At 51.0% G+C, this 13,732-nt stretch carries 15 protein-coding genes; 6 read left to right on the forward strand and 9 right to left on the reverse strand.

The window, feature by feature from the left end; all coding sequences use genetic code 11:
- The first annotated feature begins 37 nt into the window (after positions 1–37).
- The gene (gene recG / locus EPV75_RS11860) at positions 38–2,134 is read left to right on the forward strand and encodes an ATP-dependent DNA helicase RecG (protein ID WP_128385535.1); all 2,097 of its coding nucleotides are present in this window, start codon (positions 38–40) and stop codon (positions 2,132–2,134) included.
- On the forward strand, positions 2,127–2,678 hold the full coding sequence (locus EPV75_RS11865; RefSeq protein WP_128385536.1) for a chorismate--pyruvate lyase family protein: 552 nt from the start codon (positions 2,127–2,129) through the stop codon (positions 2,676–2,678). The genes recG and EPV75_RS11865 overlap by 8 nt, the downstream gene beginning before the upstream one ends.
- An 18-nt stretch (positions 2,679–2,696) precedes the next feature.
- Here EPV75_RS11865 and EPV75_RS11870 read toward each other — a convergent pair whose 3' ends face one another.
- Together EPV75_RS11870 and EPV75_RS11875 are read right to left on the reverse strand one after the other, a co-directional pair.
- Positions 2,697–3,404, reverse strand: coding sequence for a zf-HC2 domain-containing protein (locus EPV75_RS11870; RefSeq protein WP_128385537.1), 708 nt, complete (start codon positions 3,402–3,404; stop codon positions 2,697–2,699).
- Entirely contained in the window at positions 3,401–3,979 is a 579-nt protein-coding gene (locus tag EPV75_RS11875; RefSeq protein WP_051673471.1) for an RNA polymerase sigma factor, read from the reverse strand. The genes EPV75_RS11870 and EPV75_RS11875 overlap by 4 nt, the downstream gene beginning before the upstream one ends.
- Positions 3,980–4,187: 208 nt before the next feature.
- On the opposite strand from EPV75_RS11875, the gene EPV75_RS11880 reads away from it, so the two are divergent.
- The 3 genes from EPV75_RS11880 to EPV75_RS11890 all read left to right on the forward strand — a co-directional run bounded on the left by EPV75_RS11880 (position 4,188) and on the right by EPV75_RS11890 (position 6,544).
- Complete coding sequence (locus tag EPV75_RS11880; protein ID WP_068646526.1) at positions 4,188–4,649, forward strand: DsrE family protein; 462 nt, start codon at positions 4,188–4,190, stop codon at positions 4,647–4,649.
- A 29-nt stretch (positions 4,650–4,678) separates the two neighbouring features.
- Positions 4,679–5,164 (forward strand): DsrE family protein, encoded by a 486-nt coding sequence (locus EPV75_RS11885; protein WP_225972337.1) that lies wholly within the window; start codon positions 4,679–4,681, stop codon positions 5,162–5,164.
- 66 nt (positions 5,165–5,230) lie between these two features.
- Complete coding sequence (locus EPV75_RS11890) at positions 5,231–6,544, forward strand: porin family protein (RefSeq protein ID WP_128385538.1); 1,314 nt, start codon at positions 5,231–5,233, stop codon at positions 6,542–6,544.
- A gap of 57 nt (positions 6,545–6,601) precedes the next feature.
- Here the strand turns inward: EPV75_RS11890 and EPV75_RS11895 are convergent, their stop codons facing one another.
- Positions 6,602–7,753, reverse strand: a complete 1,152-nt coding sequence (locus EPV75_RS11895) for a hypothetical protein (protein WP_128385539.1) — start codon at positions 7,751–7,753, stop codon at positions 6,602–6,604.
- Between the two features lie 43 nt (positions 7,754–7,796).
- Between EPV75_RS11895 and EPV75_RS11900 the strand changes: the two genes are divergently transcribed.
- Positions 7,797–8,303, forward strand: a complete 507-nt coding sequence (locus tag EPV75_RS11900; protein WP_128385540.1) for a hypothetical protein — start codon at positions 7,797–7,799, stop codon at positions 8,301–8,303.
- A gap of 1 nt (position 8,304) precedes the next feature.
- Here the strand turns inward: EPV75_RS11900 and ubiA are convergent, their stop codons facing one another.
- From ubiA to atpG, 6 genes are all read right to left on the reverse strand, one after another.
- Positions 8,305–9,183, reverse strand: a complete 879-nt coding sequence (gene ubiA, locus EPV75_RS11905) for a 4-hydroxybenzoate octaprenyltransferase (protein ID WP_404811346.1) — start codon at positions 9,181–9,183, stop codon at positions 8,305–8,307.
- A 3-nt stretch (positions 9,184–9,186) separates the two neighbouring features.
- On the reverse strand, positions 9,187–9,441 hold the full coding sequence (locus tag EPV75_RS11910; protein WP_225972338.1) for a hypothetical protein: 255 nt from the start codon (positions 9,439–9,441) through the stop codon (positions 9,187–9,189).
- 63 nt (positions 9,442–9,504) lie between these two features.
- Complete coding sequence (glmU, locus tag EPV75_RS11915) at positions 9,505–10,869, reverse strand: bifunctional UDP-N-acetylglucosamine diphosphorylase/glucosamine-1-phosphate N-acetyltransferase GlmU (protein WP_128385542.1); 1,365 nt, start codon at positions 10,867–10,869, stop codon at positions 9,505–9,507.
- A gap of 139 nt (positions 10,870–11,008) precedes the next feature.
- Entirely contained in the window at positions 11,009–11,443 is a 435-nt protein-coding gene (locus EPV75_RS11920) for a F0F1 ATP synthase subunit epsilon (protein WP_029939160.1), read from the reverse strand.
- Positions 11,444–11,449: 6 nt separating this feature from the next.
- Complete coding sequence (gene atpD, locus EPV75_RS11925; RefSeq protein ID WP_185748180.1) at positions 11,450–12,832, reverse strand: F0F1 ATP synthase subunit beta; 1,383 nt, start codon at positions 12,830–12,832, stop codon at positions 11,450–11,452.
- Positions 12,833–12,861: 29 nt separating this feature from the next.
- Positions 12,862–13,728, reverse strand: a complete 867-nt coding sequence (gene atpG, locus EPV75_RS11930; RefSeq protein WP_029939162.1) for a F0F1 ATP synthase subunit gamma — start codon at positions 13,726–13,728, stop codon at positions 12,862–12,864.
- Positions 13,729–13,732 lie beyond the last annotated feature (4 nt).

A 13,732-nucleotide genomic window follows, 5' to 3' on the forward strand; every position in this document is an offset into this window, starting at 1 on the left:
AAATTGATTTTATTTCACACGCTTCGAATCCGCCTCTATGCCCGCAACCGATAACCAGCCTTTGGCACAACAAAAATTGACGTCCCTGAAAGGCGTCGGCGATAAGTTGGCGGAAAAGCTCAATCGCCTGGGACTGTTCGTGGTGCAGGACTTGTTATTCCACCTGCCGTTGCGTTATCAGGATAAAACCAAACTCACTCCCATCGCCAATCTGTTCATCGGCCAGGAAGCCTTGATTGAAGGGGAAATCATCAGCCACCACATGACGCAGAGCCGCAACAGCAGCCTGATCGTCAAACTGGTGGACGAAAGCAGCCAAACCCTAAGCTGCCGCTTCTTCCATTTCCACTACCGGCAAGCCCAGCAATTCAAACGCGGCCAAATACTGCGCGGTTACGGCGAAGTGCGCTCCGGTCCCAGTGGACTGGAAATGGTGCACCCGGCGTATCAGCTTTTCCCTCGCGATAACACGCCGCCGCTGGAACAAACCCTGACGCCGGTTTATCCGGTCACCGAAGGACTGGGGCAACCAACCCTGTTGAAACTGATTCAGCAGGCGCTGACGTTACTCAAGCAATATCCGTTGGCGGAAGCCTTGCCCCCGCATTTATTGGATGAACTGCAACTGCCGCCCATCAACGAATCCCTGTTGCAGCTGCATCAACCGCAACCGGAAGACGACCTGTTTCTGATCAAACAGTTCCAGCACCCGGCGCAAAAACGCCTGATTCTGGAAGAATTGCTCACCAGCCAACTGAGCTTGCAACTGTTGCGGCAATCCGAAAAACAGCGCCAGGCACCGATCTTTCCACCCAGCCAAATCGCCAACCAACTGCTGGCCTCTTTGCCGTTTGAGCTCACCGGTGCTCAACAACGGGTGCTGGATGAAATCCGTCAGGACGTCAATCAACCGCACCCCATGCAGCGCCTGGTGCAAGGGGACGTCGGCTCCGGCAAAACCGTCATTGCCGCGCTCGCCGCCATTCAAGCCGCCGACGCCGGTTACCAGGTGGCCATTATGGCCCCGACGGAAATTCTCGCGGAACAGCACCGCAACCATTTTCAGGAATGGCTGGAACCGCTCGGCATTCCGGTCGCCTGGCTTAACGGCCGCATGAAAGCCGCCGAAAAACGCTTTATGCTGGCGCAAATCGAATCCAACGAGGCCAAAGTAATCATCGGCACCCACGCCCTGTTTCAGGAAAGCGTCACCTTCAACCGACTCGGGTTGGTCATCATCGACGAACAACACCGTTTCGGCGTGCACCAACGCTTGGCGTTGCACGATAAAAGCCAGCTTGACGACGACACCCATCCGCACCAGCTGATTATGACGGCCACGCCGATTCCACGCACCTTGGCGATGACCGCTTACGGCGACCTGGATTTGTCCATCATCGATGAACTGCCGCCCGGCCGCCAGCCCATCGACACCGCGGTATTGAACAATCAAAAGCGCTTTGAGGTGATGGAGCATCTGTATGCACAGTGCAAAGCCGGAGTGCAGGCCTACTGGGTCTGCCCGCTGATTGAAGAATCGGAATTACTGCACGCTCAGGCGGCGGAGGTCACCGCCCAACAATTCAAAGACCATTGGCCGGATTTACGCGTTGGCTTGATCCACGGCCGTTTGAAAGGCGACGAAAAAGCCGAGATGATGGCGGCTTTCCAGAACCATGAATTGGATTTACTGGTCGCCACCACCGTGATTGAAGTGGGCGTCAATGTGCCGAATGCCAGCTTGATGATTATCGAAAACGCCGAGCGACTCGGTCTGGCGCAGTTGCACCAGTTACGCGGACGCGTAGGCCGGGGACACAAAAAAAGCCACTGTGTGCTGTTGTACCAGGCCCCACTGGGCGAAACCGGCAAAGCGCGCCTCAACATCATGCGCGACACCAACGACGGTTTCCGCATTGCGGAAGAAGACTTGAAATTACGCGGCCCGGGCGAAATTCTCGGCACTCGACAAACCGGCGGCCTGCAATTTAGAATAGCCGACTTGAAGCGGGATCAGGAATGGATTCCAGTCGCCAAACATTGGGCCGAAACCCTGGCCGTCAGCGACCCGGACATTGTCGATGCCTTGCATACCCGCTGGATAGGAGAACGAATGGATTACAAACATGCCTGACCGTTTGCATTGGTACCCGGCCGCGCTGTTCGGACGCCTGGGCATCGAACCCGCTTACCGGGAATGGTTGCTGGAAACCGGTTCCTTGACCGCCAAAATCCGCCAGGCCTGCCCGGAAATGCACGTGACGGTTTTATCGGAAAGATGGGAAGTGCCGTTGCGCTTTGAGGCGGAACGTTTGAAACTGGCCGACAACCGCAAGGCCTGGGTACGATGTGTATTGCTAAAATGCGGCGATGAGCCTTTAGTGTACGGCCGTACCGTGATTCCCGACTGCGTGCCAGGCAATGCTTGGTACCGTCTGCGTCAACTGGGGAATCGTCCTTTGGGCGAAATCCTGTTTCAGCTTCCCAATGTACAACGGACGCCGTTTGAAATCGCCCACACCCAATCGACCGATTGGCCATACTTGCCCGAGACTGAACCGACCAGACCGGTCTATGCAAGGCAATCCACCTTCACACAAGACGGCGACACCCTGTTACTCTCGGAAGGCTTTCGCGTCCGCCCAGCCGGTTCACCGCCGTCTCAAGTACTGCCTTAAACAAGACGAAAGACGACCCTAGAACTTGTAGTACTTCCAACCTGTTTGCATACGGTTGACGATTTCGTCGATCGCGGTTTTATCCGACTCGACACCGTCAATCAACTTGGCCGGCTCGCCTTTGGCGGCTCGACGTTCCAAAGCCCGTTGACAGGCAATCAACTTGAGGTTGTCGTATTGTGCCAACAGGCTGATGATGGCTTCACGGCTCTGATTATCCTGCTCGAACAACTCGATGCCATGGTCGTTGGCCACGATTTCGATTTGCATCGGCGGCACACCCTCCTGCGCTTTGTTTTCCGCCAACAGGGTGCTGGCTTTTTGCAAAAGCGCTTGGGTTTTTTCCGGCTGGTTGGAATCGATATGCAACAGAATCCGACTGTCGGTCGCCTCATTCTGCACCACCGACACACCTTGCATCCCCGAATCGGCGGGCGAATAAGGCAATGCAAAGACGCCCAATGCCACCACCAGCGCAACCGATGCAGCCGCGGCCCAGTAAGTTCGGTTAGACCCTTGGCGTTCAAACGTCGGACGCGGCGGAACCGGCACCTTTTGATAGTGCTCCAGCATCTGCTGTTTGATTTTACGCAGCTCGCACACCTCATGGCGCAACGCCGGATCCAACTTCAATGCTTCTTCAAATCGCTGGCGTTCCTGCAACGATAATTCGCCGTCCAGGTAGGCATGGATTTCCTGCGGTGTCGTTTTCAATTTTTCCGTCATTTCGCGCTACTCTTCTTTAAAACGACCACATTGTCTGGATAACTGGGAATCAGTTTCTCACTGGTGACCAATTTCTTCAACTTTTCCCGAGCTCGGGAAAGACGGCTCATGACCGTGCCAACCGGCACTTCGGTGATTCCTGCCACTTCCTGATAGGAATAGCCTTGTAGGTCGACCAGAACGATGACTTCCCGTTGATCGATCGGCAGATTGCCGATGGCATCATGAATGTTCTGAATCGTCTGTTTGCGGATATACAAGGATTCAATCGATTCCGTTTTCAGTTGCTCGCCCACTTCGGCGACGTCCACCTGATGCCAACGGGCATTTTGCCGACAGTTATCGTAAAACAGGTTATGCATGATTTTGCACAACCATCGGTCCACGTTTTCAAAACACGTCAGTTGATCGGCTTTCTGCAACGATTTCAACATAGTGTCCTGAACCAAATCTTGCGCCAAGGACTCATCCTGACTCCAGGCGTAAGCAATTCGGTAAAGATTGGCGTAGTGCGATTCCAGCACCGCATTCAACTTCACCTGATTGGTTTTTAATTTAATCCAATTGCTAATCATTCAAACTCCCTTTTTTTCATCATAGGCAAAATTTTCGACCGCGACAAGCCTTTGTTTTACCTATCAGAATATAACTGTTTCATGAAATAAGGAGCCGTTATCCCATCATAGAAATAACCATCTCAGAAAGTTGGAATAAAGCCGGAAGGTTTTCCGTTATTGGGGAGAGCGCTCTTGAAGACGCATGAAACTTTGGAGGAAATAAAACGTGTTCAAACCTAAAACAAAACTGTTCATTCTTAGCTGGCTCGCCACTTTGTTGTTTTCAGCCAACATTATGGCCGCAGCCGAGGAACCGCCATTGCCGGATACTTTTGCCACTCACAAAGTCGTCCTGCAAATCAGCGACCCGGATCCATTCAAGCAGACTTTGGTGCTGAATGTGGCCAACAATCTGATGAAGCACTACGATGCCGGCGATTTGGATTTGGAAATCGTCGCCTTCGGCCCCGGCTTACGTTTGATGCTGGAAGGCAACGTCAATACGCCACGGATTAAAGCGCTCATGAGCGCCGGCGTGCGTTTCAGCGGCTGTGCCAATACCCTGAAGCATTTCACCAAAATTCTGGGAAGCAAACCAGCTTTGACCGAAGGCGTGACCGTGGTGCCAGCCGGTGCGGCCCGTATTCTGCAGTTGAATGCCGCCGGTTATCAAATACTGAAACCTTAATCAAACGACTCTAAGAGTCCGAGGAGACCATGATGCTTAACGTCACCAAATTGTTTGTCCTGACCTTGCTGTCCGGCTGGGTGCTGCTGTCTTCAGCGCAAGCCTCCGAAGGCTATGGCCATCAAAAAGTGGTTTATCACATCAATTATGACGATGCCAAAAAGCAGTCCAGCACCTTACGTAACATCCAGAACCACATCAATGCGGTCGGCGCGGATAATCTGGACATCAAAGTCGTGCTGCACGGCAACGGCCTGTCTTTACTGCTGAAAGAGGATGCCCTGAAAAACGTGCCGAAATTCAAGGCCGCCAATGCCACCACGGAGATGCAACAGAAGGTGGACAGTCTGCGCATGCAAGGCGTGGTGTTTGATGTCTGCGCCAACACCCTGAAGGGCCGGAACGTCGATTACAAACGTGATCTTTACGACGTTGACCAGAAGGACATCGTGCCCAGCGGCGTGGCCGAACTGGCACACCTGCAAGAAGAAGGGTTCGTTTACCTGAGACCTTGAACCACCTAACCCTTAAATAAACTGAATAGACCCTAAAAACAATAGAAAACACTAGAGAAGAGGCTTATGAAAAAACAATTTTTAACCAAACTGTTACCGGCCGCCATCATCGCGGCTTGCACCACCACTCCGGCGCACGCCACCAACTGGTTGATGCTGCAAGGCACCGAACCCGCCGACCAAGCGCCAAGAGCCAAGCTTTGGGGCTTTGTGCAACTGGACTATCAGCACACCGATGACACCAAACTGAAAGCGGGCCCAGGTAAAGGCAAACCGGCGGCCTTTAACCAAATGGCCCCTCAATTGGACAGCGCCAGCGGATTCAATGTCAAACGTGCCCGTATCGGGGTACGCGGCAACAACCTTCCGTTGGATAAAAAAGTGAACTATTTCCTGCTGGCGGAATTCGGGAACAACGGTATCACCACAGGCAAAGGCGCATCCCAAGGTCAACTGACCGACGCCAGTGTCACCTTAAATTACATTCCGGGTGCACGCGTACGCGCCGGTTTATTTAAAACACCCGGCTCGGAAGAAGGTCTGCAAGCCGCTTTCGTCGCCAATTACATCAACTTCTCGAATGCCACCGATCGCTTGCTGTTGGAAAGAGACTTTGAATACGAAAGCGGAAATACCGAGCGGGATGGCCCGGTCGGCGCTTTCCGGGATACCGGGGTGCAGGTATTCGACACCTTTAATCTCGGCGGTTGGGACACCAGTTATGCGGTTATGATCGGCAACGGCAGCGGTTTAGCCGTCACCAACAACAATGGAGATATGGACACCTACCTGTACGCCTCCACCGAAAAGGTTTTTGGCGACTCCAAAGGACCGCGCCGCCAAGGGTTTAAGCTGTATGCCTGGAACCAAAGCGGGAAGCGAGATTACAATGATGGCACCCCGACATCACCGGGCACAGAACAGAGTCAAAACCGTACTCGTAGCGGTGTAGGGACCACCTTCTTTAACGGCAAATATCGAATGGCGGCCGAATACATCATGGCCGACGGGATGATTTACGGCGGAACGTCTGGCGCGAGAACGCCAGACGATGGTGGCACCTTCAGTGTCTTACCGGATCAGAAAGCCGACGGTTATTACGTCAGTTTGGGGTATCGTCCGATTTCAACCGTGGAACTGGATGTGCGTTATGACAAACTGAACAGTGCCACCGATAAAAACGGTACGGGCGGTGCCAATGCCGAGCGTGTATTCGAAACCACAACGCTGGGCGCACAATACTTCTTCAATAAGAAGACGTCCCTGAAAGCCAACTACGAAATCCGCAGCGTTGACGCACCGAACTCTAACGATACCGTCAATGACATTCTGGATTCCATCGATAATCGTATTTCCGTACAGCTAACCGCTGTTTTCTAAGTTTCGTTGCTTGTCTAAAGTGCTTTGGCCTGCTTTGCAGGCCTTTTTTATATCCACTTATTTATGATCATAGAACTGCGCTTCCAGCATAAAGCGAATGCTGGCGTCGGCTTTATTGAAATTGGTATCATCGTAAAAACTGATTTCCGGATCGATCTCAAAGAACATCCAGTCCTTATAAATTCGCTCCCGCCAATTCACCCCAACCGAATAGGAACTTAAATTGAACCCAGGAGCATCCGGAGTCCAGTTCCAGTTCCAGCCAAGGTAATAGGCTAAGCCACGATGCACATTGACCTGATCGACAAAAATGAAATTCTGCGACAACGAATAGTTTTGATCTTTATCTTTCCAGTCCGCTTCGGTTTGCGAACGGAATAAAAACTGGTTATTGATTTGGCGGTCGAACACCTGACGGGAATTCAGCCCCACACCTTTATAACTTTCCCAATACAAATCCTGATACATCCGACTGTACCATTTAGGGCTGAGCTGCCACTTGTAATGCAACTTGATCCGCGCATAGGGATCCGGTTCAATAATATTACGAAAATTCAACCCCACATCGACAAAGGTAGCGGTAAAACCGGCAATGTCCAACGCATAACGCAAACCGACATTGGTGCCATCATCCTGCTGAGGCGAAGTGGCGCTCGACGCATTATTCAAAGGTGAATTATTGCCCGTTCCGGCCGTGCCAGCCGCCCCACCGGATGACAACTCCTTGATATTATCTTCCGCCGAACTGACAATCAAATGCCAGCGCCGATTGGTTCTTGGTAGGGCGATTTTGGTTCGAAATTTCACTTGAGTATCGATACTGCCGTCGGAATGAAACCGGACCGGCGTCATAATGTCCAAACGACTGCCTTTGGTTCGGTCAAAGGAGTCGTCGGTTCCGAAAAAGTCATCCGCCTGTTCGCCGAAATCATCTACCTTATGACTGAGCCAATCGTGCATGGTGTCCAGATACTTGAAAGTGAAGTTCAATAACGGGCTTTCCGTGCCTTCAAAAAAATAGGTTTTCTCCGGTGGCGGTTGAGTCGGTCCCTCCGATGTAGGCGGTGCATTGTCCGGGGCAGGCGATGACGAAGGGGATGCAACGGTTTCGGTCTGTGATTTGGCTTCGGCCGCGGAAGAATCGGATGCCGAATCGGCGGAATCCTCGGAAAAGACTGTTTGCGGTATGCACCACGCAATCCCGCTCAAAAGCAGTATAATGATTCTATTATTATGCAATCGAAAATGCCTCATGTCGGATCAAATCAAACAAATCCAAGCCACATATCAGCCCATTGAAGATCGAATCCTGTTCCAGCTGCATACCCAGCAACAACAGTGCATGCAAGCCTGGATTACCCGACGTTATCTGAAATTACTCATTCCGGCACTGCAAGGCCAACACCCGCAAACCGGCGAAACCATTGTTCAACACCAACACCCGGCGGAACGCCAACTGCGGCAAGAAAAAGCTCAGCTGGAAGGCGACTTCGAAAAACCCTACGAAGAGCCGGAAAATCTGGAGCACCCTTTGGGTGATACCCCTATTCTATTGGCGAAAATGACCTTTCGCAATCTGGATGGGCCGGAACCACAACTGGCCTTGGAACCCGACGAAGGGGCCGGCATCCAGCTGGGCTATAACCCGGAACTGATGGGGGTTCTGCTCAAGGTCTTGTCCAAGGCGTTGACCAAAGCCGATTGGTCGTTGGATTTGGAGCCGATTCTCGACATGCCGGATAATTTCACTCTGCAATAATTTAAAGAGTGCCTAGCCAGGGTATCACACTTTTATCCGCAACAATGCCGACCAAAATCACCACGCCCACCCAGTGATTGTTTAAAAACATCCGGAACGCCTGTTCGGGCTGTTGGAAATGCAATAACCACTGATGATAGACGAACAACCCAGCGGCGGCCAAAACGGACAAGTCATACACCCAGCCCAAATCGAACAATTGACCCAACCACACAAAACCGGCCAGCATTATCAGTTGAAAAGCGCCCACTATCCACTGGACCTTTTCACCGAACAAAATCGCCGTCGATTTGATACCGAGTTTCAAATCATCTTCCAAGTCCGCAATGGCATAGGCGGTATCGTAAATCAGCGCCCAAATCAGGGTTAATGTGAAAATCACCCAGGCCTGCCAGGGCACGTCATTCTGAACCGCCGCAAACGCCATCGGAATAGCCCAGGCAAAAGCCGCACCCAAAAACGCCTGCGGCCAATAAGTGTGCCGCTTCATAAACGGATACAAAACAGCTAGGAACAAAGCCCCCAACGAAAGCGCAATGGTCAGTGGATTCAGCATCAGCACCAAACCGAAGCCGACCAACCCCAACAGAACGAAAAAACGCAGCGCCTGTTTTTCCGTCAAGGCGCCGGTCGCCAGCGGGCGACAGCAAGTCCGTGACACGTCGCCATCGAAATGGCGGTCGGCATAATCATTGATGACACAACCCGCCGAACGCATAATGACGGCGCCCAAAATAAAAATCAGCACAATCGACCAAGGAGGCGTGCCATCCGCCGCCAACCAAAGCGCCCACAACGCCGGCCACAGCACCAAATAAATCCCCACCGGCCGGTTCAGCCGAGTCAGATCCAGATATGCCTGTAACGTTTCTCGAGTCATCATCTACAATTCGGCAACCAAGGCATCCATCAACGGCTTTGCAGGCGGGTTCATTTCCAGGTAGGCTTCCAGCTCACCGTGATTATCGGAATAATGCAAGGTCACTTCGGCCCGGCGTTCATCCTCCAAGGTCTTTTCCCATTTCATCATATAAGCCCAACCGATGAACTGGCTTTGGCCACCGTCTTGAAAGAAGAGCGACCACCCTTGCTCATTCATACGCTTTTGAAAGGCTTCCGCTTGTTGCGGTTCGATCATTAAATACACCATATCGACACCCGACGGTTTGGATAGTGAGCGGAAAGAATCGGCCAGGCCTGGTTATTTTTTAACCGGACGCTGCCAATCCTTAAAACTGATTTGCTTGGAACGCGACAGGGTCAGGGTTTCCGCCGGCGCGTCTTTGGTAATGGTGGAGCCGGCACCAATGGTCGCACCGTCATGCACCGTCACCGGAGCCACCAACTGCGTGTCCGACCCAACGAAAACCCGGTCACCAATGACGGTTTGATGCTTATTCACGCCATCATAATTACAGGTAATCGTGCCGGCACCGATATTCACGTCCTGTCCCATAACGGTATCGCCGACATAGGAAAGATGGTTGACCTTCGAGCCCTGCCCGATTTGTGCTTTTTTGGTTTCAACGAAGTTGCCAATCTTCACGCCTTCCGCTAACTCGGTTCCTGGGCGTAAACGCGCGTAAGGCCCAATTTGACAGGCTTGGCCGATGCGTGCCGATTCGATATGACTGAAAGTGTGAATCACTGTATTGTCGGCAATCACGGCATCCTTAATCACACAGTTCGCCTCAATCACCACATTATTCCCCAAAGTGACTTGACCTTCGAACACGACATTCACATCGATTTGCACATCCTGCCCCACATCCAACTGACCGCGAACATCTATACGGCTGGCATCAATTAGCGTCACACCTTGCACCATTAAATCCTCGGCTAAGGCCTGCTGATAACGTCGTTCCAAAGATTGTAACTGTAGTTTGTTATTCACGCCCAATACCTCAATTTCCGATTGCGGTTGCGTGGTATGCACTTCAAAACCATCGGCCACACACATGGCAATGATATCGGTCAGATAATATTCGCCTTGTGCATTGTCATTCGACAAACGCGCCAGCCATTGCTTCAAATAGATTCCGGACGCAGCCAAAATACCGGTATTCACTTCCCGGATCATTTTTTCCGCTGGGGAAGCATCCTTTTCCTCGACAATCGCCTGCACGGCATGATGCGGATCACGCACAATGCGTCCATAGCCGGTGGCATCGTCCAGGTTAATCGTCAACAGCGCCAAGGGATGTTGGTCATCAATCAAGCTCAGTAAATCCTGAAGCGTTTCGGCACGGGTCAAAGGCACATCACCATAGAGTATCAGAACCGTGTCTTCATCGGAAAAATGCGGTACCGCCTGTTGTACGGCATGGCCGGTACCCAGTTGTTCTTCCTGCATCGCAAAAGTCATATTCGGATGCCGGATTCGTTCCGCAACCAACTCGGCACCGTGACCAATCACCGTCACGATGTCCTGGCAATCGAGTCGGTCAGCCGTTGCGACAACGTGCCCTAAAAGCGGTTTTTGCGCCAATGGCTGCAGCACTTTCGGTAAATTCGAACGCATCCGCGTGCCTTTTCCGGCCGCCAAGATAACCACTTTTAGGGACATGAAAACTCCTGAAACTTCATAAAACCGCAATCAAACCCTTCCGTTAGGGTTGCTCTTAAACGTATTCTATCGAATTTGTTTGATTGCAATTCTAAAAAAAAAAGCACCCGAAGGTGCTTTTTCTAAAAGGACAATTGACTTAAGACAATCCTGTCTTGTGCAAACGATCACGCAACTTGCTAATCGTCTGAATCTGCGCAACGGCTTCCGCCAATTCGATTTGAGCACGTGCTACGTCTGTATCAGACTTCGCTTGCTCCATCGCATCTTCGGCACGACGTTTCGCTTCTTCAGCTGCAGCTTGATCCAAGTCTTCAGCGCGGATCGCGGTATCGGCCAGAATGGTAACAACACTTGGTTGCACTTCTAGCACACCGCTGTTGATGAAAAAGAAATCTTCTTCATCGCCACTGACGACACGAACCTGCCCTGGCTTTAACTGAGTTAATAGCTGGGTATGTTTTGGCAGGATGCCGACTTCACCATCGGCAGCCTGTGCAAAGACCATATCCGCTTTACCAGAGAACATTGAGCCCTCTGCACTTACAATATCGACTTGCATTGAGACTGCCATAATCAATTAATCCTTATATTTTTTAGCTTTTTCAAGCACTTCGTCGATATCACCGGCATACATAAATGCTTGCTCTGGAACATCGTCAAGTTCGCCGGAAAGAATCATTTTGAAACCACGGATGGTTTCTTTCAATGAAACATAACGTCCATCTTCACCGGTGAATACTTTCGCGACGAAATAAGGTTGAGAGAAGAAGCGTTGCATCTTACGAGCACGTGCTACCAGAGCACGGTCTTCTTCAGACAGCTCATCCATCCCTAGGATCGCGATGATGTCTTTCAACTCTTTATAACGCTGAAGTGTTTCTTGAACGCCACGAGCCGTATCATAGTGCTCGTTACCAACAACCAACGGATCCAGCTGACGAGAAGTCGAATCCAATGGATCGATCGCAGGATAGATACCGGTTTCGGCAATCGAACGGTTCAATACAACGGTTGCGTCCAAGTGAGCAAATGTTGTTGCTGGTGCCGGGTCAGTCAAGTCATCCGCCGGTACATAGACCGCTTGGATAGACGTGATGGAACCGGTTTTAGTGGACGTGATACGTTCCTGGATTTGACCCATTTCTTGGGCCAACGTTGGCTGATAACCTACCGCAGAAGGCATACGACCCAACAGGGCGGATACTTCGGTACCGGCTAGGGTATAACGGTAAATGTTATCAACGAAGAACAGGATGTCACGACCTTCGTCACGGAAGTACTCAGCCATGGTCAAACCAGTCAAAGCAACACGTAGACGGTTACCTGGTGGCTCATTCATCTGACCGTATACCAAGGCAACTTTGTCCAATACACCGGACTCTTCCATTTCATAATAGAAGTCGTTACCTTCACGTGTACGCTCACCCACACCCGCAAATACGGAATAACCGGAGTGCTCGATGGCGATGTTACGGATCAATTCCATCATGTTAACGGTTTTACCAACACCGGCACCACCGAACAGACCGACTTTACCACCCTTAGCGAATGGGCAGATCAAATCGATAACTTTAACACCCGTTTCCAACAACTCTTGAGAAGCCGCTAGCTCTTCAAACGCTGGTGCAGCGCGGTGAATGGTCATTTTCTCGTCGGACTCAACAGGACCCGCATTATCAATTGGGTTCCCTAGAACATCAAAGATACGACCCAGTGTTGGTTTACCAACCGGAACCGCAATCGCTTCACCGGTATTGGAAACAGCCATGCCACGTTTCAGACCGTCGGAAGAACCCATTGCGATGGCACGCACGACTTCATCACCAACTTGCTGTTGAACTTCAAGAGTTAGCCCTAGTTCATCAACAGTTAACGCGTCATAGATCTTTGGTAAATCAGCACCTTTAAACTCGACGTCGATTACCGCGCCGATTACTTGTACTATTTTTCCACTCATAATCTTTAACCTTTTATTGAAATACTTCAAACTTAAACAGCTGATGAACCAGCCACAATTTCCGAAAGTTCGGCTGTGATTGCTGCTTGACGAGCCTTGTTGTAAGACAGCTTAAGCTCGTTAATCATCTCACCCGCATTATCAGTCGCATTCTTCATTGCAATCATTCGAGCACCCTGTTCACAGGCCGCGTTTTCAACGACGGCACCGAAAACGGTACTTTCAACATAACGACGCATCAACAAGTTCAGAGCTGTTTTCGCATCGGGTTCGTAAATATAATCCCAATACGTCTCTTCTGTTGCTTCTTCATCGGATTGCAAAGGAACAAGCTGTTTAATCGTCGGAGATTGAGTCATCGTATTAACGAATTCGTTGGAAGCCAAATGTACTTCATCAACTTCACCGGCGTCAAAACGATCCAGAACCACTTTAATGGTTCCGACCAAATCTTCGATGTGTGGGGCATCGCCCAGATCAGTAACAGTGGCCACCACATTCCCGCCGTAGCTTTTAAAGAATGTTTGTGCTTTGTTACCGACCAGTGCAAGCTCAACTTCCACACCTTGCTCCTGCCACTTTTTAAGCAATGGCAATGCTTTGCGGAATAAGTTTGAATTTAAACCACCACATAGTCCACGGTCGGAAGAGACCATAATCAATGCCACGCGTTTTACCTGGTCGCGAACCTGGGTATAAGGATGCTTATACTCAGGGTGCGCACCGGAAACGTGATTGATGACTCTCTTCACTTTTTCGACATATGGGCGTGTGGCTTCCATGCGTGCTTGCGCTTTACGCATTTTGGAAGCCGCCACCATTTCCATGGCTTTGGTGATTTTCTTGGTATTTGTTACGGAAGCGATTTTCGCCCGTATTTCTTTACTACCGCCTGCCATGGCC

Origin of the sequence: Hydrogenovibrio thermophilus (genome assembly GCF_004028275.1) — a bacterium.
In the GTDB taxonomy this organism is placed as follows: Bacteria; Pseudomonadota; Gammaproteobacteria; order Thiomicrospirales; family Thiomicrospiraceae; genus Hydrogenovibrio; species Hydrogenovibrio thermophilus.

Excerpts from the sequence above, each read along its gene's own strand:
- recG (WP_128385535.1), top strand. The coding sequence starts at position 38 with ATGCCCGCAACCGATAACCAGCCTTTGGCACAACAAAAATTGACGTCC.
- EPV75_RS11865 (WP_128385536.1), top strand. The coding sequence starts at position 2,127 with ATGCCTGACCGTTTGCATTGGTACCCGGCCGCGCTGTTCGGACGCCTG.
- EPV75_RS11870 (WP_128385537.1), bottom strand. The coding sequence starts at position 3,404 with ATGACGGAAAAATTGAAAACGACACCGCAGGAAATCCATGCCTACCTG.
- EPV75_RS11875 (WP_051673471.1), bottom strand. The coding sequence starts at position 3,979 with ATGATTAGCAATTGGATTAAATTAAAAACCAATCAGGTGAAGTTGAAT.
- EPV75_RS11885 (WP_225972337.1), top strand. The coding sequence starts at position 4,679 with ATGATGCTTAACGTCACCAAATTGTTTGTCCTGACCTTGCTGTCCGGC.
- EPV75_RS11890 (WP_128385538.1), top strand. The coding sequence starts at position 5,231 with ATGAAAAAACAATTTTTAACCAAACTGTTACCGGCCGCCATCATCGCG.
- EPV75_RS11900 (WP_128385540.1), top strand. The coding sequence starts at position 7,797 with ATGTCGGATCAAATCAAACAAATCCAAGCCACATATCAGCCCATTGAA.
- ubiA (WP_404811346.1), bottom strand. The coding sequence starts at position 9,183 with ATGACTCGAGAAACGTTACAGGCATATCTGGATCTGACTCGGCTGAAC.
- EPV75_RS11910 (WP_225972338.1), bottom strand. The coding sequence starts at position 9,441 with ATGATCGAACCGCAACAAGCGGAAGCCTTTCAAAAGCGTATGAATGAG.
- glmU (WP_128385542.1), bottom strand. The coding sequence starts at position 10,869 with ATGTCCCTAAAAGTGGTTATCTTGGCGGCCGGAAAAGGCACGCGGATG.
- EPV75_RS11920 (WP_029939160.1), bottom strand. The coding sequence starts at position 11,443 with ATGGCAGTCTCAATGCAAGTCGATATTGTAAGTGCAGAGGGCTCAATG.
- atpG (WP_029939162.1), bottom strand. The coding sequence starts at position 13,728 with ATGGCAGGCGGTAGTAAAGAAATACGGGCGAAAATCGCTTCCGTAACA.